General features: G+C 36.8%; 14 protein-coding genes and 1 pseudogene. 4 read left to right on the top strand and 11 right to left on the bottom strand.

Annotated elements, in window-relative coordinates; all coding sequences use genetic code 11:
• Position 1 precedes the first annotated feature (1 nt).
• A pseudogene (locus tag ZPR_RS03295) lies at positions 2-277 on the top strand (ribonuclease HII); the annotation flags it as partial.
• Positions 278-312: 35 nt separating this feature from the next.
• On the opposite strand, the gene ZPR_RS03290 reads toward ZPR_RS03295, so the two are convergent.
• The 4 genes from ZPR_RS03290 to ZPR_RS03275 all read right to left on the bottom strand — a co-directional run bounded on the left by ZPR_RS03290 (position 313) and on the right by ZPR_RS03275 (position 5,729).
• Entirely contained in the window at positions 313-1,668 is a 1,356-nt protein-coding gene (locus tag ZPR_RS03290) for a RagB/SusD family nutrient uptake outer membrane protein (RefSeq protein ID WP_041578636.1), read from the bottom strand.
• Positions 1,669-1,674: 6 nt separating this feature from the next.
• Positions 1,675-4,668: a SusC/RagA family TonB-linked outer membrane protein gene (locus tag ZPR_RS03285; RefSeq protein WP_013070189.1), complete on the bottom strand. Its 2,994-nt coding sequence runs from the start codon at positions 4,666-4,668 to the stop codon at positions 1,675-1,677.
• Positions 4,669-4,863: 195 nt separating this feature from the next.
• On the bottom strand, positions 4,864-5,574 hold the full coding sequence (lipB, locus tag ZPR_RS03280; RefSeq protein ID WP_013070188.1) for a lipoyl(octanoyl) transferase LipB: 711 nt from the start codon (positions 5,572-5,574) through the stop codon (positions 4,864-4,866).
• Positions 5,571-5,729 (bottom strand): YqaE/Pmp3 family membrane protein, encoded by a 159-nt coding sequence (locus ZPR_RS03275; protein ID WP_083759806.1) that lies wholly within the window; start codon positions 5,727-5,729, stop codon positions 5,571-5,573. The genes lipB and ZPR_RS03275 overlap by 4 nt, the downstream gene beginning before the upstream one ends.
• A gap of 151 nt (positions 5,730-5,880) precedes the next feature.
• On the opposite strand from ZPR_RS03275, the gene lysS reads away from it, so the two are divergent.
• The 3 genes from lysS (at position 5,881) to ZPR_RS03260 (ending at position 10,890) form a co-directional block, all read left to right on the top strand.
• Positions 5,881-7,572, top strand: a complete 1,692-nt coding sequence (lysS, locus tag ZPR_RS03270) for a lysine--tRNA ligase (RefSeq protein ID WP_013070187.1) — start codon at positions 5,881-5,883, stop codon at positions 7,570-7,572.
• A 257-nt stretch (positions 7,573-7,829) separates the two neighbouring features.
• Positions 7,830-10,268, top strand: coding sequence for a zinc-dependent metalloprotease (locus tag ZPR_RS03265; RefSeq protein WP_013070186.1), 2,439 nt, complete (start codon positions 7,830-7,832; stop codon positions 10,266-10,268).
• A gap of 157 nt (positions 10,269-10,425) precedes the next feature.
• Positions 10,426-10,890 (top strand): hypothetical protein, encoded by a 465-nt coding sequence (locus ZPR_RS03260; protein WP_148211647.1) that lies wholly within the window; start codon positions 10,426-10,428, stop codon positions 10,888-10,890.
• A 64-nt stretch (positions 10,891-10,954) separates the two neighbouring features.
• Here ZPR_RS03260 and ZPR_RS03255 read toward each other — a convergent pair whose 3' ends face one another.
• The 7 genes from ZPR_RS03255 to ZPR_RS03225 all read right to left on the bottom strand — a co-directional run bounded on the left by ZPR_RS03255 (position 10,955) and on the right by ZPR_RS03225 (position 19,850).
• Positions 10,955-12,178 carry a permease gene (locus ZPR_RS03255; protein ID WP_013070184.1) on the bottom strand — a complete coding sequence of 408 codons (1,224 nt, stop codon included), beginning with the start codon at positions 12,176-12,178 and terminating at the stop codon, positions 10,955-10,957.
• A gap of 42 nt (positions 12,179-12,220) precedes the next feature.
• Positions 12,221-14,962 carry a heavy metal translocating P-type ATPase gene (locus ZPR_RS03250; protein ID WP_041578633.1) on the bottom strand — a complete coding sequence of 914 codons (2,742 nt, stop codon included), beginning with the start codon at positions 14,960-14,962 and terminating at the stop codon, positions 12,221-12,223.
• A 61-nt stretch (positions 14,963-15,023) separates the two neighbouring features.
• Positions 15,024-15,347, bottom strand: a complete 324-nt coding sequence (locus ZPR_RS03245; protein WP_316928304.1) for a four-helix bundle copper-binding protein — start codon at positions 15,345-15,347, stop codon at positions 15,024-15,026.
• Positions 15,348-15,438: 91 nt separating this feature from the next.
• Positions 15,439-16,002: a helix-turn-helix domain-containing protein gene (locus tag ZPR_RS03240; RefSeq protein ID WP_041579554.1), complete on the bottom strand. Its 564-nt coding sequence runs from the start codon at positions 16,000-16,002 to the stop codon at positions 15,439-15,441.
• Positions 16,003-16,060: 58 nt separating this feature from the next.
• Complete coding sequence (locus ZPR_RS22400) at positions 16,061-16,615, bottom strand: DUF3347 domain-containing protein (protein ID WP_013070180.1); 555 nt, start codon at positions 16,613-16,615, stop codon at positions 16,061-16,063.
• A 120-nt stretch (positions 16,616-16,735) separates the two neighbouring features.
• Positions 16,736-18,427 (bottom strand): efflux RND transporter periplasmic adaptor subunit, encoded by a 1,692-nt coding sequence (locus ZPR_RS03230; protein WP_013070179.1) that lies wholly within the window; start codon positions 18,425-18,427, stop codon positions 16,736-16,738.
• Between the two features lie 214 nt (positions 18,428-18,641).
• Positions 18,642-19,850, bottom strand: a complete 1,209-nt coding sequence (locus ZPR_RS03225) for a TolC family protein (protein ID WP_041578632.1) — start codon at positions 19,848-19,850, stop codon at positions 18,642-18,644.
• Positions 19,851-19,881 lie beyond the last annotated feature (31 nt).

Below are 19,881 nucleotides of genomic sequence, written 5' to 3'. Positions count from 1 at the left end.
AAAACCATTTAAAAAAATACCTTATGAATGTATTGTAAAAGGTGATGATAAATATTTGAGTATAGCTACTGCTTCGATTTTAGCCAAAACCTATCGAGATGAATATATGGAGATTATTCATGAGGAGTATCCCATATATAATTGGAAAAAGAATAAGGGCTACCCTACAAAAGAACATCGGGAAGCCATCAGAAAATACGGAATTACAAAATACCACCGGAAAAGTTTTAAACTTTTACCAGAGCAGTTGGAATTAGAATTAATAAAAAGGAGATAGTAAAAAACATCTCCTTTTTTATAATTATCTATAACCTAAGACCCATAACCAGGGTTTTGAGTTAACAATGAATTTACATCCATTTCTCTTTGTGGAATAGGAAATAATAATGAATTGTCATCATATGGAATATCTCCAACATCTTCCATAGTTCGTTTTAGATCGTGAATTAGAAATCCTTCAAATGCTAATTCCAGTTGTCTCTCTAACATAATATCATCCAAACTAACAGAAGTTAAAACATCTGCATTAGAACGTTCTCTAATCCTATTAATATCCTCCACCGGAGTCGCTCCAACAGCACTTCCTAAACGCAAGTTTGCCTCAGCTCTTATCAAATACATTTCTGCTAACCTAAGAAGCATTACATTTCCAAATTGGTTTGTATACTTAGCAGTTAAGCGATCTTCACTTTGAGCACTAGCATAGAAAAACTCACTACGAACGTCATCTTCAGAATCAAACATCGCAACATATCCATCATTAATACTAATATCATTTCCACGTCCTCCATTTGCCTGATCTGCGTAATGTGTAATCAGGTTATTAGAACCATCTTGAGTTGTTACCTGAAAAGCAAAAATAGTTTCAGAACCATCTGTATCATTATTAAAAATATCTGCATATGTACCTGCCAAACTATAGCTGCTATTTTCAATCACATCATTTGCAGATGCTAAAGCAGAGGAATAATCACCTTGCTGCAAATAAACTCTGGCTAATAGTGCCTGAGCTGCATATCTCTCAGCAAATTCCTCATTATCCTCAGGAAGCAAATCATAAGCAGCCTGCAAATCTGTAATTACCTGAGTATAATTCTCTTCTACTGTAGATCTAGCAATTTCTAAATTACCAGAATAATCCTCAATGCCTTCTAACTCTAAAGGCACACCTAATTGATTATTTGACTGACCAGACATGTACTGTTGCCCAAACAATCTTGTTAAATCAAAATAAGTTAAACCTCTTAAAAATCTCGCCTGTCCCTCAATATTCGACTGATTTTCTTCATCTACCAAGTCGATATTATCTAAAACTAAATTTGTTTGATTTATTACATCATAACCATTTAACCACGTATCCCTAACATAAGAATTATCGACTAAAATATTCTTAGTATAAACCTGACGGATTGGTTGAAATGTACCATTCCATGAAACCTGATTTGTTGCGCCGTAGAGATCTGACAACATTTGAATATTTCCTCCATAAGAAGCAGATTGACCCGCTTCGGCATAAGCCCCGATTAGTAGATTTTCAACATTTTCGCCAGTAGACAAAGCCACATCCGTTGAAATAAACTGAGTAGGCTCTAAGTCCAGTTTATCCTCACAACTAGTTAAAGATATTCCTAAACCTAGCATTGATAAGATTAATTTATATCGTTTCATAATTTTTTAGAATTTAAGATTTACACCTAGAGAAAATGTTCTTGCCGCTGGCGCAGAATAAAAAGTTGTACCAGGCCCTTGACCTGCATCGCTTCTAGACTCAGGGTCATATCCTTCATAATCAGTAACAGTAAGAAGGTTTAAACCAGAAAAGTAAACACGAAGATTGTTCATCGATAACTTATCGGCAATACTTTCAGGGAAAGTATATCCTAAAGTTAAATTACGTAATCTTATAAAATCAGCATCTTCTAAATATCTTGTAGAATTAGCAACACCATTTCCTGCATATAGTCTAGCCTGTGGAACATCTGTGATATCTCCTGGTTGTTGCCATCTATTCATTTGGTCTGCGGTTTGGTTATCAAAATAATCTCCATTCGCTGACTGATAAACACCTCCACCGTTATAAAGGCTGGCTCCCCATTCCCCTTGAAAAGTAAAACTAAAATCTATTCCATGAAAATATAAATTACTAGTTAGACCACCAATCCATTCCGCATAAGGTGCACCAGCAACTACTCGATTAGCCTCATTGAAATTGGTCGTAGTTTCAGACCCTTTTCCATTTAAATAATATAACGCATCTCCATTTTCTGGATCTACTCCAGCATATTCAACAAGGTAAAATGAATTTAAAGACTCGCCTTCCCTCTGGATATTCTGTCCCGAAATTATATCAGCCCCATCGTTCGGTAGTCGCTTTACTTCATTTTTATTCTTAGCTATATTGAAGCTAGTAGAAAGAGTAAAATCTGCTTTCTGAATTATTTTTGTATTCAATACAAACTCTACCCCACTATTTTCCATTTCACCAATATTTCTTTGAATACTAGAAAATCCGGAAGTCCCAGGTAAAGGATTATCAAATAAAAGATCTTTAGAAACCTTTGAATAATAATCAATTTCTCCTGAGATTCTATTATTTAAAAACCCATACTCTACACCAATATCTGTTTGATTTACACTTTCCCATGACAATAGAAAGTTTGCGGGTTGATCTGGATAAATTCCTGGTCTTTGATTATACGAAGTTCCTCCGTAAAGTCCTAAAGCAGCGTAATCACCGATTTGCGCATTACCCGTTTGTCCCCAGCTCGCTCTTAATTTAAGGAATGATAACCAGTCTGCCTCGCTTAAAAAATTCTCTTCACTTAGAATCCATCCACCTGATATCGCAGAAAAAGTACCAAATTGGGTATCCCTACCAAATCTAGACGATCCATCCCTACGAACACTCGCTTTAAACAAATATTTACCATCTAATGCATAAGTACCTCTTGCAAAATATGAAAGAAATCGGTTACCATTAGTAATTCCATTACCTGCTGAGATTTCAGCAGCACTGTTTATGGTTTGGAAATCATCTGTTGGAAACTGAATACCAGTTACACTCTGGAATCTTCTATGCGTATTGTTGTATTCCATACCAGCTACAACTTCAACGTCATGAATTTCGTCAAAAACCTGAGAGTATGTAAAATAGTTACTACTAACATAGGACTCGGTTCCTACACTAGAAGCATAAGCCTCCCCATTTGTTGATTGAAACGGAGCTAAACTTCCTGTAAAACTATCCTCAGTCTGGTAGAATAAATCGTAACCAAAATCGGTATTAAATTTTAAAGAAGGTAAGAACTTATATTCAGCAAAAGCTCTACCGGTAACACGTCTAATTACCGTATTGTAAAATGCGTGTTTATCCTGTAAAAGAAAGTTAGCGTATAAAGTATTTGGGTTTGGCTCTCCGTTTTCTAAATATGCTGGTGAAAGCGGACTTTGTGCAACACCTTGTACAGGGTTTACAAATGCATTATCATTTGCTATACGATCGATATTAGTTCTAGAAAAACTAACATTCATACCTGCATTAAACTTATCTGAAAACTGGTGTGAAACATTTGCACGTGCAGTAATCCTGTCTAAGTTATTTCCTCTAATAATACCTTCTGTATCATTATAAGCTCCAGAAAAGAAATAAGAGGTTCTTTCATCTCCTCCAGACGCAGAAAAATCAGCGTTTTGAGTATAACCTGTTCTAAATATTTCGTCCTGCCAATCAGTATCTATCTCACGATTTCTCCAATCTGTACCCTGAGCTAAATAATCAAAAGTTCCTTCAGCTTCAGCTAAACCATCAGCCTCTCCATAGCTATTAATGGCAGCTTCAGTAAATAACTCGATATATTGATCTGCATTTAACCAATCTCTTCTATTTGCAGTTTCACTAATTCCATAAGAATAATTAACAGCAAAAGTACCTTTGTTATTACCTCCTTTTTTAGTGGTAATTATAACAACACCATTCGCCCCTCGAGATCCGTATACTGCAGCAGCTGAGGCATCTTTAAGAATATCTATAGACTCGATCTCGTTAGAACTTAACGTAAGTAATGGGTTTGTAGGAGCTCCGTTATTGGACTCGTTGTTATTAATCAGTGGCACACCATCCAAAACATATAATGGCTCTGATCCTGCTCCCACACTTGCAATACCACGAATACGAATATTAATTCCACCTTCTACTTTACCGTTGGTTTGAGTAACCTGTACCCCGGCAGCTTTACCAGATAAGGAGCTTTGAAGACTTGGAGTTGGAACCTCCGCAATGTCTTCTGAAGTTAACTTTGCAACATTATCAGTCAATTGACGCTTACTTTGCGTACCATAACCAACCACAACCACCTCATCTAACTGAGCGGCATCTTCACCTAAAATGATTGATAGATCTTGCATATCTGGACCAATTGTTACAGTTTGTGAAGTAAATCCCACATAACTAAACTCTAATACCTCACCAGTACTGGCAGCAATACTAAAATGACCATCAAAATCTGTTTGTACACCACGATTTGTGTTTTGTACAATAACATTTACCCCTGGAAGAGGCATTCCTTGATCATCAACAATAGTCCCATTTATCATTCTTTCCTGTGCAAAAGCAAATTGAGTTGCTAAAGCAAAAAAGAACATCAAGACAACCTGTAAATTTTTCTTCATGTTATAATTATTGAGTTAAGTTTCCAAAAATCAACATTGAAAACTCAATAAAAAAACTTGAAATCTTAAATTACTGAAATTGAGATCAGAATTCATGATATACAAAAAAAAGAGCAATTATTTTAAAAATATAAAATTTAAAACTACTCTTTTTCAATATTTTTTAATAACAACTTCCCTGATACACTTAAACACCTAATAATCAATATTAAACAAAATTTTAAAATGCTCTAAAAACCTCTTCTTCACCTCTTCTATATCAACTGTGGTCTTACCCAACTCCACATTTAAAGAAGTAACCGCTTTTTCTTTAATTCCGCAGGGAACAATATTATCAAAGTACCCTAAATCTGCATTTACATTTAAAGCCAAACCATGCATAGTTACCCACCGGCTAGCGCGAACACCCATGGCACAGATTTTTCTGGCAAACGGAGTTCCTACATCCAACCAAACTCCAGTCTCCCCTTCACTACGTCCAGCCTTGATTCCAAAGTCTTGCAATACCAGGATGACAGCCTCTTCTAAAAGCCTTAAATATTTATGAATATCGGTAAAAAAATTATCCAAGTCTAAAATTGGATAAATTACCATTTGACCAGGCCCGTGATAGGTTATATCCCCCCCTCTATTGATTTTGTAAAAAGAAGCACCCTTTTCCTCTAGCTGCTTTTCATTAATCAAAAGGTTAGATATATCACCACTTTTACCCAAAGTATATACATGTGGATGCTCTACTGAAAGTAGATAATTGGGAGTTTCTCTTTTAGTATTTTCTCTCCTGTTCTTTACTTTCAAATCAAGAATCTCTTTGAAAAGCCGTTCCTGCTCGTCCCAGGTTTCTTTATAGTCTTTTAGTCCTAAATCTCTTACTTCTATTTTCTTATTTTGCACCTTTAGCATCATTTATTAGGATTATTTAAAATTATAAGTGCGGCAATTACGCCCGGGATCCAGCCGAGTAGAGTTAAAAGAAACACGATTAATATAGATCCACATCCTTTATCGAATACGGCTAAAGGCGGAAAAAAAATTGATAAAATAACTCGCCATATACTCATAATTTTAATATTATCTAAAACAAAAAACAAAGATAGAATTTCTGTTTCAGATTCATAGCTAAACTTATAATAGAACATTGGTTGGTACTCTGATTGTCATTATATTTGCAGTTCTTCTAAAAAAGAAGAGGCTAAAATTTAAAATTACATCATGCAGCTATCTGAACAGGAAGTTATACGGAGAGAAAAACTGGCTACATTAAGAGAAAAAGGTATTAATCCTTATCCAGCCGACTTATTTCCATTAGATCACACTTCTGCCGATATTAAGACAAATTTCGAAGAAGGTAAAAAAGTAGTTATCGCGGGACGCCTTATGTCCCGAAGAATTCAGGGTAAAGCTTCTTTTGCCGAATTACAGGATTCTAAAGGTAAAATTCAGGTTTACTTTAACCGTGACGAAATTTGTACCGACGAAGATAAAAGCAAGTACAATGATGTATATAAAAAGCTGCTGGATATTGGAGACTTTATTGGTATCCAGGGAGAATTATTTAAAACACAGGTAGGTGAAATGACCGTGATGGTCAAGGATTTTGAACTTCTAAGTAAATCTATCCGCCCATTACCATTACCAAAAACCGATAAAGAAGGAAATACTTACGACGGTTTTACCGATCCCGAGCATCGTTACCGCCAACGTTATGCCGATCTTGCCGTTAATCCAAAAGTGAAAGAAATTTTTGTAAAGCGCACTAAACTCTTTAGTGCTATGCGTAATTTCTTTAACGAAGCGGGATATTTTGAAGTTGAAACCCCAATTCTTCAATCTATACCCGGGGGAGCAGCTGCACGCCCTTTCATAACACATCACAATGCCCTTGACATTCCATTATACTTAAGAATTGCTAACGAACTTTACCTAAAGCGATTGATTGTTGGTGGTTTCGACGGAGTCTACGAATTCTCTAAAAACTTCAGAAATGAAGGAATGGATAGAACTCACAATCCAGAATTTACCGCTATGGAAATTTATGTAGCCTACAAAGACTACAACTGGATGATGGATTTTACTGAAAAACTGTTGGAACATTGCGCCATGGCGGTTAATGGCACTACAGAAGCCACCTTCGGAAAGCATCAAGTAGATTTTAAAGCACCGTATAAGCGGGTAACCATGACAGATGCGATTATCGAATTTACGGGATTCGATATTACCGGTAAATCTGAAGCAGAATTATTTGAGGCTGCAAAAAGCATGGGTATTGAAGTTGATAAAACCATGGGTAAAGGAAAACTTATCGACGAGATCTTTGGTGAAAAATGTGAAGGTAATTATATCCAACCCACCTTTATTACCGATTATCCAAAAGAGATGAGTCCGCTTTGTAAAACACATCGTGAAAACCCGGAATTAACCGAGCGTTTCGAGCTGATGGTTTGTGGTAAAGAAATTGCCAACGCATACTCAGAGCTTAACGATCCTATCGATCAGCGCGAAAGATTTGAAGAACAATTACGATTGGCTGAAAAAGGAGATGATGAAGCGACCGAGTTTATCGATCAGGATTTTCTGCGAGCTTTGGAGTATGGTATGCCTCCTACATCTGGATTAGGAATTGGAATGGATCGTCTAGTTATGTTCCTAACAAATAATCAATCTATTCAGGAAGTATTATTCTTCCCGCAAATGAAACCAGAGAAAAAACAGGTAGAGCTTACCGAAGAAGAAAAAGCGGTGTACCAATTACTTAAAGATGATCAAAACCATGATATGAACCTTATTAAGGAGAAATCTGGTTTAAGTAATAAAAAATGGGATAAAGCTCTAAAATCATTAAGAAAGCATAAAATGATAGATGTTTTTAAAGAAGGGAATGATATGAAGATAAGCGTTGCATAAACAATCATTTAAAGTTAATATTTTTAAAAGGTCACTATCAAAAGTGACCTTTTTTGATTGTATAAGCTTGGTAAGCCTCTTAAAATTTAGATTTTTATTAACTTCACTTAAACCTTTTTAAGATTTTATAGTCAAATAAATGATTTTGGATAACGCAGTTCTTAAAAAATACAATCCAAATTCAGCTAAAAAATTAAATAAACCTTATGACAAACAAACTACCAATTAGAATTTGTGCAGTAGGGCTTTCTTTTTTAATGGCTTCTTGTGCCGTTTTTCAGAAAAACAAAAAAGCTCAACCCACCAATGCTCAAAAAGAAGAATCAAAAGACGGTTTAAAACCTTATGCTAAAGTCATCACCAAAGATGCAAAATCAGATGAAGGTCTTTTTACCGTTCACAAAGTAAAAAACAAGTATTATTACGAAATTCCGGATAGCCTTTTTAATCGTGAAATGCTTACCGTAACCAGAATTGCCAAAACAGCTTCAGGTATTGGCTTTGGGGGCGGTAAACAAAACACTCAGGTTCATCGCTGGCAAAAGAAAGGCGATCAGGTATTACTACGGGTAGTATCTTACGATATTTATGCTGCCGATTCGCTTCCTGTTCACGAGGCAGTGGTAAATTCTAACTTCGAGCCTATTTTAAGTTCTTTTGATATAGAAACGGTTGGTAAAGATTCTATCAACAAATCAACGATTATAGAGGTGACAGATCTTTATAAAAAAGATGTTCAGGCGCTGGGATTAGGCGATCGTTATCGCAAACAATACAAAGTATCCAGATTAGACGATAGCCGTTCTTTTATTGATACTATTAGAAGTTACCCTGAAAATATTGAAGTTAGACACATAAAGACCTATAACGCCGGCGACCCACCTTCTAATTCAACTACCGGGTCTATCTCTTTAGAATTTAGTAACTCTATGATTCTTTTACCTAAAGAACCCATGGAGCGTCGCTATTTTGATGAGCGAGTAGGATGGTTTACAACTAGCCAAACCGATTATGGCTTGGACGCTCAGAAAAGTAAAACTGTCGAGTATCTTGACCGTTGGAGATTAGAAGTGAAGGATGAAGACATGGAAAAATTTAAAAACGGTGAATTGGTAGAACCAAAAAAACAAATCGTTTATTATATAGACCGTGCTACCCCTAAAAAATGGGTGCCTTACATCAAGCAAGGAATAGAAGATTGGCAGGTAGCTTTTGAAGCTGCAGGTTTCAAAAATGCCATTATCGCTAAGGAAGCGCCAACTCCAGAAGAAGATCCAGATTGGAGTCCAGAAGATGTACGCTATTCTACTGTTCGTTACCTGGCTTCCCCAATCCCCAATGCAAACGGGCCTCACGTAAGTGATCCTCGTTCAGGAGAAATCTTAGAGTCAGATATTAACTGGTATCATAATGTGATGACTTTACTTAGAAACTGGTATTTTGTGCAAACAGCTGCAATTAATGAAGACGCACGTGGTGTAGCATTTAAAGATGAGATCATGGGACGTTTAATACGTTTTGTTTCTTCTCACGAAGTTGGTCATACCTTGGGTCTTCCTCACAATATGGGTAGTAGCCCGGCTTACGCAGTAGAAGACTTGCGCGATCCCGAATTTACTGCTAAATACGGTACCGCTCCATCAATTATGGATTACGCTCGTTTTAATTATGTAGCGCAACCGGGCGATGGGGATGTAGCTTTAATGCCAAACATAGGGCCATATGATAAATATGCCATCATGTGGGGCTATAAACCAATTCCTGGAAAAGAAGGAAAAGAAGAAAAACCCGTTTTAGACGAATGGATTTTAGAACACGCCGGTGATCCTTTATATCGCTTCGGAAGTCAGCAAAGTGGCGGTGTAATCGACCCTTCCTCACAAACGGAAGATCTTGGTGACGATGCTATGCTCGCCAGTGAATACGGAATCAAAAACCTGAAGCGTATTGTTCCTAAATTAATCGAATGGACCGCTGAAGACGGTAAAAACTACGAAGATCTTGACGATCTTTACGGCCAGGTGCTTGCACAGCTTAACCGCTATATGGGGCATGTTACTGCTAATATTGGTGGAGTATATGAAAACTCTAAAACCTATGATCAGGAAGGCGCCGTTTATACTCATGTTGATAAAGAAAAACAGGAAAGAGCCATGGACTTTTTACAGGAACAATTGTTTGAAACTCCTGATTGGTTAATTAACCAGGATATCTTTAATAAAATCGAATTCGACGGAAATATCGAAAGAATTCGAAGCATGCAAAGCAGTGCGCTTTCGAATATTCTTGATTTTGGAAGGATGCAACGTTTACTTGAGAATGAAGAAATTAATGGAAAAGAGGCCTATACGCTTCTGGATATGATGGACGAGTTACGTAAAGGCATATGGAGCGAACTAAATTCAGGTCAAAAAATTGACAGATACCGCAGAAACCTTCAAAGAGCCTATATCGATCGTATGGCATATTTAATGACAGAAGATCAAACTGCAATTCCTAGTGCTTACCGCCGTTGGATTAGTAGAACCAATGTAAATGTCGCACAAAGTGATATTCGCCCAATCGTAAGAGGAGAATTGCAAACCTTACAACGACAAATAAGAAATTCTATGTATCGGTCAGGAGACACTTTAACAAGATACCACCTTCAGGATGCATTAGAAAGAATAGATCAAATTCTTAATCCTAACGACTAAGTCTATCCCAATAGACCTAATTTGATTTATTAATTTGAGAACCTGCCTCCCCCCACGAGGCAGGTTTTTTATTTTTAATTAATTATTATAAATAAAACTTTAAACCTTTCTTGTTTTTAACAGTCCTATTATAGAATTCACTTTAAATTTCGTCCTTATGAAAAATTTATGTATTATTATAATGGTGCTTATTGGAGTATCTTCTTTTGCTCAGCAAAAAGAAAATCATAAAAAGCTAATGAAGGAACGTGCAGGAATGAATATGACTGCTGAAGAAAAAGCGATACTGAAGTCTAAGCAATTAACTTTAGCTTTAGATCTTACTGAAAGACAACAGGAAGAATTTCAGAAATTATACGTTGATCGCGCTGAGGATAAAGTCAAAAGGCGTAAGGAAATGAAAGAAGCTGTTGAAGATAGCAAGTTAAAAGCAGAAGCTTTCGAAAAAATGAATACCCGATTAGATAAAGAAATCGCCTTTCAGCAATCTATTCAGAAAATTCTAAACAAAGAGCAATACATGCTTTGGAAAGACTCACAAAGAGCTGAAAAAAGAAATCGAATGATGGCCTTTAAAGGTCACCGCAAAGATTTTAGAAGCAAAAATAAAAACCCCAAATAAATTTCAATTAATAATTGTTCAATTGCAAGAAAAGAGAAGCCAAAAGCTTCTCTTTTTATTTTTATCACTGCATAAAATATTTAACGATCATCCCCCCAGCAAGCCAAACATAGCATACAAAGGCAATATACTTCAGGCCTTTTTCCATCAATTTACTTTTTGGAGCCATTTCTTTCATCTGCATCACATCGGTTCTTTTAAAAAACCCTAAATAAATCAAATATCCTGAACCTAACAGAAAAGCAATATTTAAAAAAAAGGTATAATCTATTTTAAAGAAGCTTTGATCCTGAACCTTAACACTAGATGGATCTGGTATCAAATCCAAACTCAAAAATCCATAATGCAATAATAAAGAGGCCCCTACCAAAGAAATGAATAAAAGCATCAAAATGAAAAACGACATTTTCCAACCATAATATTTGGCGTTAATTCGAAGCACAGGAAAAACCACCAGATCGCTAAAGATAAAAGCGATCACTCCGGCGAAACTTACGCCTTTACCAAATAATAAAGCTGCCAACGGTATATTTCCCATCGATCCAATAAATGTGATAAATGCCACTAGCGGTCCAACGGTAATATGTTCAAAAATCGTAAAAAATGAAAAATCAGTATTACCTTGCCCGCTATTAATGAACAACGTCTGGAAAAAGGAATCTGGAATAAAAGCAGCTACAATTCCTGCGATGGTAAAACCAAGTGTAACGTCTTTCCAAACCATTTTCCATTCCATCCCGTATTGCTGGGAAACTTTTGCCCAGCTCTTTTCGGTTTTAATTCTTTCCTTCCAGGATTTCTGGTTGTTCACATCATCATCTTCATTATCCTGAAGACGTTCCCTGGCTTTTTTAATAAGTCCTTTTGGATGAAATAACCTAATAAGCAACCAACTAATCAAGATCAGTAAAATTCCGCCTAAATATTCTCCTACTACAAATTGCCAGCCTAAAAATATAGAAATGATTATCCCAAGTTCAATTACCAAATTGGTTGAAGCCAGTAAAAACGCAATACTGGCAACAAAGCTTGCCCCTTTTTTAAATAAACTTTTGGTAGAAGCCAATGCCGCAAAACTACAAGAGCTACTAATGAAGCCAAAGAATGTTCCAAGTAACACCCCTTTAGATTCGTTTTTACCCATTGTTTTTTGCATTCGCTTTTCTGTCACAAAAACCTGAATGCAACTACTTATCACATATCCCAAAGCAAAGGCCCACAAAGCCATCCAGAAAAACCCCAGACTGGTATTTGCGGCTTCCCCCCATTTATTTAAAAAGTCATCCATGAATCTTGGTTTTAGTCAATATATTTAGCATCAAAAAGAGGTTTAAGAAAGTCTTGCTGCCCGCAACCTTAATGCATTGGCAATCACAGAAACCGAACTGAAACTCATTGCCAAAGCCGCAATCATTGGTGATAATAAAATTCCGAAAAAAGGATATAAAACACCCGCTGCAATTGGCACCCCAATACTATTATAGATCAAAGCAAAAAACAGATTTTGTTTAATATTAGCCATCACTTTATCACTTAGTTTTCTTGCTTTTAGTACCGCTTTTAAATCACCTTTTACCAGTGTAATTTCAGCACTTTCTATGGCAACATCGGTTCCTGTCCCCATAGCGATCCCAATATCAGCTTTAGCCAATGCCGGCGCATCGTTAATTCCGTCTCCGGCTGCAGCTACTTTTCTACCTTGTTGCTGAAGCTTTTCTACCTCACGCATTTTATCCTGCGGTAACATTCCTGCTTTAAAAGCAATTCCCATTTCATCTGCAACAGCTTTAGCAGTTCGCTCGTTATCACCGGTAAGCATAATTACCTCAACACCATCTTCTATCAACTTGGTAAGCGCCTCTTTGCTGGTTTTCTTCACAGGATCTGAAATCACAACAAAACCCTCAACCTTACCAGCTACACTTAAATAAGAAACGGTTTTTCCTTGTTGCTGAAATTGTTCAATTTCGCGATCAATCTTTCCTGAAGAATTAATCCCTTTTTCATCTAAAAGCGCCTTATTTCCCAGCGCTAATTTTTTCTGCTGAAGTTCACCAACAACACCTTTTCCGGTAACCGAATCGAAATTTGAAGCTTGTTCAATTTCAATTTCGCGCATCTTCGCATATTTGATCGTGGCAGTAGCTAGTGGATGTTCACTATGCGTATTTAAAGCAGCTACAAATCCTGCAATATCACTTTCACTGTATCCTCCAACACTTACTATCTTTTCCACAGAAGGTTTTCCTTCAGTAATGGTTCCCGTTTTATCGATGATTAAGGTGTCTATCTGATTCATTAACTCCAAAGCCTGCGCATTTTTAATCAGAACTCCATTTTGAGCACCTTTCCCGACACCAACCATTACCGACATTGGGGTAGCCAAGCCAAGTGCACAGGGACAAGCTATAATCAGTACTGCGATAGCATTCACAAAAGCATAAACATAAGATGGTGACGGACCAAAAATAGCCCAAACCACAAAAGTGATGACAGAAATAAGCACCACAATCGGCACAAAATAGCCAGAAATTTTATCGGCTAAACGCTGAATTGGGGCCTGAGATCTACTGGCATCATTTACCATCTGGATAATTTGCGAGAGCAAAGTTTCATCTCCAACTTGCTGGGCAACCATGGTAAAAGAAGAATTTCCGTTTATGGTTCCTGAAGTTACTTTATCATCAGTCGATTTCTCTACAGGAACAGGTTCTCCCGTAATCATACTTTCATCGATTGATGACTTTCCTTCTTTTATAATTCCATCCACCGGAATTTTTTCTCCGGGTTTTACTTTTAAAATATCGCCTTCTTCGATCTCATCGATTTTAACTACTTCTTCTTTTCCATCTTTAATTCGAGTAGCTTTATTAGGTGCCAGTTTCAGTAATTCTTTTATAGCCGAATTGGTGCGATCGTGGGCTCTGGCCTCTAACATTTGTCCAAGCAACACTAGGGTTAATATTACTGTAGCAGCTTCAAAATAAACATGTACTGTTCCTGCTTCGGTTTTAAATTGATCGGGGAATACCCCTGGAAAAAGCAACCCCAGAACACTGAAAACCCACGCTACTCCGGCTCCAATACCTATTAAGGTAAACATGTTTAAATTCCAGTTCACTACAGATTTCCAGGCACGTTCAAAAAACATCCAGGCGGTATAGAAAACAACCGGAATAGACAATACAAACTGCCCCCAATTCCAATATTCCAAATCCATTATTTTGTAAAGTGGATTATTGTTTAGCATATCAGACATCGCAATCAAAAATACCGGCAAGGTAAAGACCAGAGAGAGCCATAACTTTTTACGCAATTTCAGATAAGTAGAGTTTTGTGCATCTGGCTCAGGATTTTTAGACACCAGATCCATCCCGCAAATTGGACAGTCCCCGGGCTTATCTTCTTCGATCTCAGGATGCATTGGGCAGGTGTAGGTGATACTCGAAGCACTTAAACTTTGCTCCTGCACCAAATCCATTCCGCATACCGGGCAATCTCCCGGCGCGTCATATATTTTATCCCCTTCGCAATGCATTGGGCAATACCATTTACCATTGCCTTTTGTCTTGGACTTTTTTTTATTTTTACTTTTCTCTGTATGATGATACTGATGACCGGCCGGATGAATTTCATAACCTCCTCCATTATTTTTTAAGGCTTGCTGAAATTCTGCAATCTCGATATGCTGATGCATACTGATGGTTGCTTCGGCTTTTTCAAGATTTACCTCAGCTTTGGCGACCCCACCAATTTCATTTAAAGTTTTTTCGACATGAGATCTACAACCATTGCAACTCATACCGCTTATATGATACTTGTGAGTCATCAATTTTTCTTCAGCAGCTGAAGTATTTTCTGAAGGCATCGATATTTGATAATTTCCACCGGCATTTTTTAAAGCTTGCTGAAATTCTTCAATTTCGATATGCTTTTGCATAGCTACTTCAGCACTTCCTCTTTCAAGGTCTACCTCTACTTGTTCTACTCCAGGGATATTTTCAAGCGCTTTAGTAACATGGGATTTGCAGCCCTGGCAACTCATTCCACTAATATTGTATTTATGCTTCATCATAAGAAAGATACCTAAAACCTATAGAGTCAGGTTTTAGGCGTAGTATTTAATTCAGTTTTTAAGCTAGATAAGAATTACATGCTTCTACACAGGTTTCACATGCGGTTGCACAATCCTGGCAATGCTTATGCTCATGCTTTTTACATTCATCTGCACATTCCTGGCAAATCGTAATACAATATTTTACAAAATCGGTAATATTGGCGCCCTCAATAACTGCTACATTAGCTAAAGCATTACAAACTTCGGCACACACTCTATCAGTCCTTATACAGTTCTGCATCATAACGATATTATCTGTCGATAAGCAGGCATCTGCACAATAATTACAATGATTTACGCAATTTGCCAGGGCATTCACTAATTTCTCACTTCTCATCATTTTTGATTTTTTTGGTTCATAATCAAAATTAACCGAGAAACAGCAGAAGTACTTTTAAAATTATGGTAAGTTATTTCAGTTTTATAAAAGCTTAAACATGATCCAAACCTTTACGATCTTTTATTTGCATTTTTTTATATTCTGAAGGTGTGATCCCAGTTTGTTTTTTAAAGGATGTCGATAAATAAGCCGCTGTTGAAAAACCAAGTTGATAAGCTATTTCAGCAATACTAAGTTCATCATACTCTAAAAGCTCTTTGGCTTTTTCGATCTTCAGTTTATTAAAATACGACTGAATGCTCTGTCCCTCTTCCGCAGTAAACAGGTTAGTGATGTGGCTATATTCGTAATGCAATTCAGCACTTAAAATTTCAGAGAGTTTTTTCTGATCGGTGCTATTAGAAACCTCATCAATTAATATCGATTTTATATGATTTACGATACGTTTATTTTTAGCTTCTATAAGCGCGAAACCTACCTTCTCCAATTCCAACTTAAAGGCGGTATATTCCTCTGTAGAAAGATCTTTTAGTAGCGTTGCCTCTCCTAAACTCACATTTTTATACGGAATATTCAGTTTAGACAGAATACCTTCTACCGTCGCGATACATCGGCCACAAACCACATTTTTTATATGAACAATATTCTCTGTCAAAACTTTAATTTTAAATGATTCTCTCACCCAAATTATGGAAGAGAGAATCATATACCTTTTATTGAATGATTTTTTCTACCCTTCCGCAATGCAACATTTTATCCCCAAAATACGGATTATTAATGTCTTTAGAACTTGCAAACCAGTAATCTCCTTTTCCTTCAAAAGCCATTGGACAAAATTGCTTGTAAATCGCAGCAGAAGCAATTGCATTTTCTAACACAGGCTCCATATTATGCGTTAATTCTGAAAAAGCTTTACGCTGTGTTTCTATATCCAATGTATGTGAAATTTTAGTCGCTGCTTCTATAATATCATCTTCTCCATTTTCAGATAGTTTTTTAGCTGCCACTTGGGCTGCCTCAGCATCGCTAGCGACCAAAGCATTTTTCAAGTCTAAATAAGACTGGTAATTTGTCGCAACTTTTTCATCATTAAATTCAGCTCCGCTCATTTCCATTGGCGTCTCGTTATCCATTATTTCATCATGAGACACTTTCATTTCCTTATCCGAAGTTTCTGTAGAGGTTTCCTTGTTTTCCTTACAGCTAGTAAAGCTTATAATCCCTGCCGAAAAGGCGATAAAAAATAGATTTCTGTGTATACGTTTCATAGAATTTAGTTTAAAGTTTATAAAGTTTGGTATTTTTCAAGGTTGTATTTATATTTTTTTAGAGCTCTTTTTTTTTGCAAAATACAGCTGCTTTTAGTTTTCTTTTCTTTAAAGTTTATTTTAATTCTTATATGGTAAGCGATCTATTGTTTCGCCGCAACCTAGCATCTGCTCTCCAAAATATGGATTCTTAATATCTTTATTTTTACTTAACCATGTTGCGCCTTTGTTGTTATTTGCCATTGGACAGCGCTGAATATACATCTCTTCTATCTCATCGAAATTCGATACCAGCGCGATCATATTTTGCGAAAGTATAATAAACTCTTCTCGTTGCGCGGCAATGTCGTTGGAAGCACTTATCGCTTTAAATTTATTCTGAATAACTTTAAAATGAGATACCAACATTTGATTCAGTTCTGCTGTATCAGTATTGTTGATTTTGGTTGACGCTTTTTTCGCCGTCTGTTTTGCCAAAGTGGTATCACTAGCCACTAATGCATCTTTTAGATTTAAATAATCCTGAAGCATCGGTTTGAACGTCAACTGAAATTTTTTAGGTAAGTTCATTTGTATTGCTACATCTTCATCTGCCGAATTCTGGTTCATCATTGATTTTTTACCTTGAAGTTGTGCCGCAGCATCCACGGTAAATGTCCCGTTAGTTACTACTTCATCACCTTTTTGTAACCCGTCTAAAATTTGATAAAAATCGCCAACTTCACTCCCTAATGTTACTTCTTTCATTTCAAATTGTGGTAAATTTGGATTGGTCTTTATATACACAATAGATCGTTCTCCCGTCCACATTACTGCCGATTTTGGAATACTGATCTGCTCACTTTCAGTAGTTTCCATATTTATTGCCGCTTCTGCGAACATTCCCGGTTTTAGTTTTCCATCGCGATTATCTAAAACTACCCGAACCTTTGTCGTCCTGGAAGAATTGTCCAAAATAGGATCTATAAAATCGATGGTTCCGCTAAAAGTTTTATCTGCAAAGGCATTTACCGAAATATAAAGTTTTTGGCCCTCTTTTAGGTTCGATAATTGCTGCTCGTAAGCATCAAACTCCGCCCATACCTCAGAAAGATTCGCTACTTTATATAGTGGTTGCCCACGATCTATGTAATCCCCTTCGTTTACCATTTTTTCTGTCACCGTACCAGAATTTGAGGCAAAAACAGGAAAATTCTCTTTTACTCTTCCGCCTTCTTCGATCGCATTGATTTGCGAATCGCTCAGTTTCCAGTTCTTTAACTTATTTCTTACCGCCTGGTATAATTTGGGTTGCGATCCTTTTAACTTTACCGCAGTTAACAACTCCTGCTGAGCAGCAACAAGATCGGGCGAATAAATTGTTGCCAGAATTTGACCAATCTTCACCTGCTCACCAGTGGTATTAATAAAAAGATGTTCAATTCTCCCGGCAAAATACGAGGATTGCACTGCATTTAATTCTTCATTAGTCTCTAAGGTTCCAGATAGAGTAACCGATTTGTCTGTGTTAGAAGTTCCAACAATCGTCGTTTGGATATTTGCCAGTTTCATCGCATTTTCAGTCATCGTAAAACCTGCAATAGTTGCATCACTTTGATCTGCCGGGATGAGTTCCATACCACAAATCGGGCAATCTCCAGGCTCTGGCTGCATAATCTGCGGATGCATAGAACAGGTCCACATGGTATCTTCTGAAGCATTATGTTCAGTATGCGCCTCTTCGGTTTTATTTTCAACTTCGCTAAAAACCAAATAGCCAACAAAAAGGCCAGTGATCAAAGCCAAACCTGTGTATATAATTGTTTTTTTCATAATCGTATTTTAGCCGTTAGCTTTTTCTTTTAAAATTTGAAACTTAAGCCATTACGGACCTGATCCGGAATCTTAAACTCCTCTTCCGAGAATCTTGATGAGATGTTGTCTCAATAGCTATCGTGGACGAGTTCAGCATGACAAAAAATTCAATCAAAATTCAACATTTAGCATTCATAATTCTTAACTCCTGATTCTTGCTTCTCTTCTCTAACTACTCATTACTAATCACTAAATACTGAATCATCGCCGCTTGCTGAAAATAATTGCTTAAGGATTCTATTAATTTCATCTGGTAATCCAACTGCATTTCCTGAATATCCAACACATCCCTAAAATCCAAACTTTCACTTTCGTAACTGCGCATCAAAATATCCTCCGCATCTTTTGTCAAGGCAATATTCCGAAGTTGAATTTCAACGGAATTTCGAGCTGAATTACGCATTGATACTGCATTTGACAAGCTACTTTCCAGTTCATTTAATCGCTGAGTTTTATTTGCTGAAATTTGCTTTTTACGCAATTCATTTTGTGCCGTAACCGATGAATATTTATTGTTGAAAATCGGGATCGAAAACGAAAGCATGGGCATCACAATATCTTTCCCATTCCGATAGCTATCAGAATTGGGAATTGCCATATCAGTGCGTGTTCCTACATTGATATAATCAATACCTAAACCGAACTGCGGAGCCGATTCTTTTTTATTGATCGCTTCAGCAAAATCAATACTTTCCAGATTTTCATCAAATTTTGATAATTCAGGATGAACTTTTATTGCCGAAACCTGAATATCTTCTGAAGGTAATTCCAAGGTATCCGCTATTTCTACCAAAGCATTATTTTCTTTATTCAGCAATCGATTAAACGCCACTTTTCCCGACGTTAGTTGATTTTGAAGACTCAATTGCTGATCTTCTAGCTTATTTTGTCGCATTTTTAACTGCAGCACATCTACAGCACTGGCTTTATCCACTTCAACTCCTTTTAGCACCAACTCCTCATAAACTTTCAGCAACTCAATATTCTCTTTAACTACTTTAATTTTTTCTTGAAGTTCATACAACTGAAAATAGGTCTTAGAAACCGATAATCTTAGCTTCCCTAAAGCGATACCTACTTCAATATTATCTTGTTGGGCCAGCGCACTCGCATAATCCTGTCTTGCCGAAATTGTTCCAAACCAAGGAAACATTTGCTTTACTGAAAATTTAGCCTGCTGTGGCCCGGTTCTGGTTTCCGGCTCACTTACAAAATAACCTGCTGCAAATTCGGTATTTGGCAAAGTATTTACCGCATTGATTTGTTCCCTGGAGATATCGTATTTTGCCCGTAAAGCATCAATTGCCGGACTATTATCCTGCGCTTCCAAAACATAAGATTCTAGTTGTTGTGCTTGGGTTGCCAAACAAAGCAGCAACATAACCAAAAAAGGAAAGTTTTATATGCTTTTT

This window comes from Zunongwangia profunda SM-A87, from assembly GCF_000023465.1.
Lineage (GTDB): Bacteria > Bacteroidota > Bacteroidia > Flavobacteriales > Flavobacteriaceae > Zunongwangia > Zunongwangia profunda.
The sequence above is the reverse complement of the archived record's forward strand: the minus strand, read 5'-3'. Positions and strand labels throughout refer to the sequence as shown.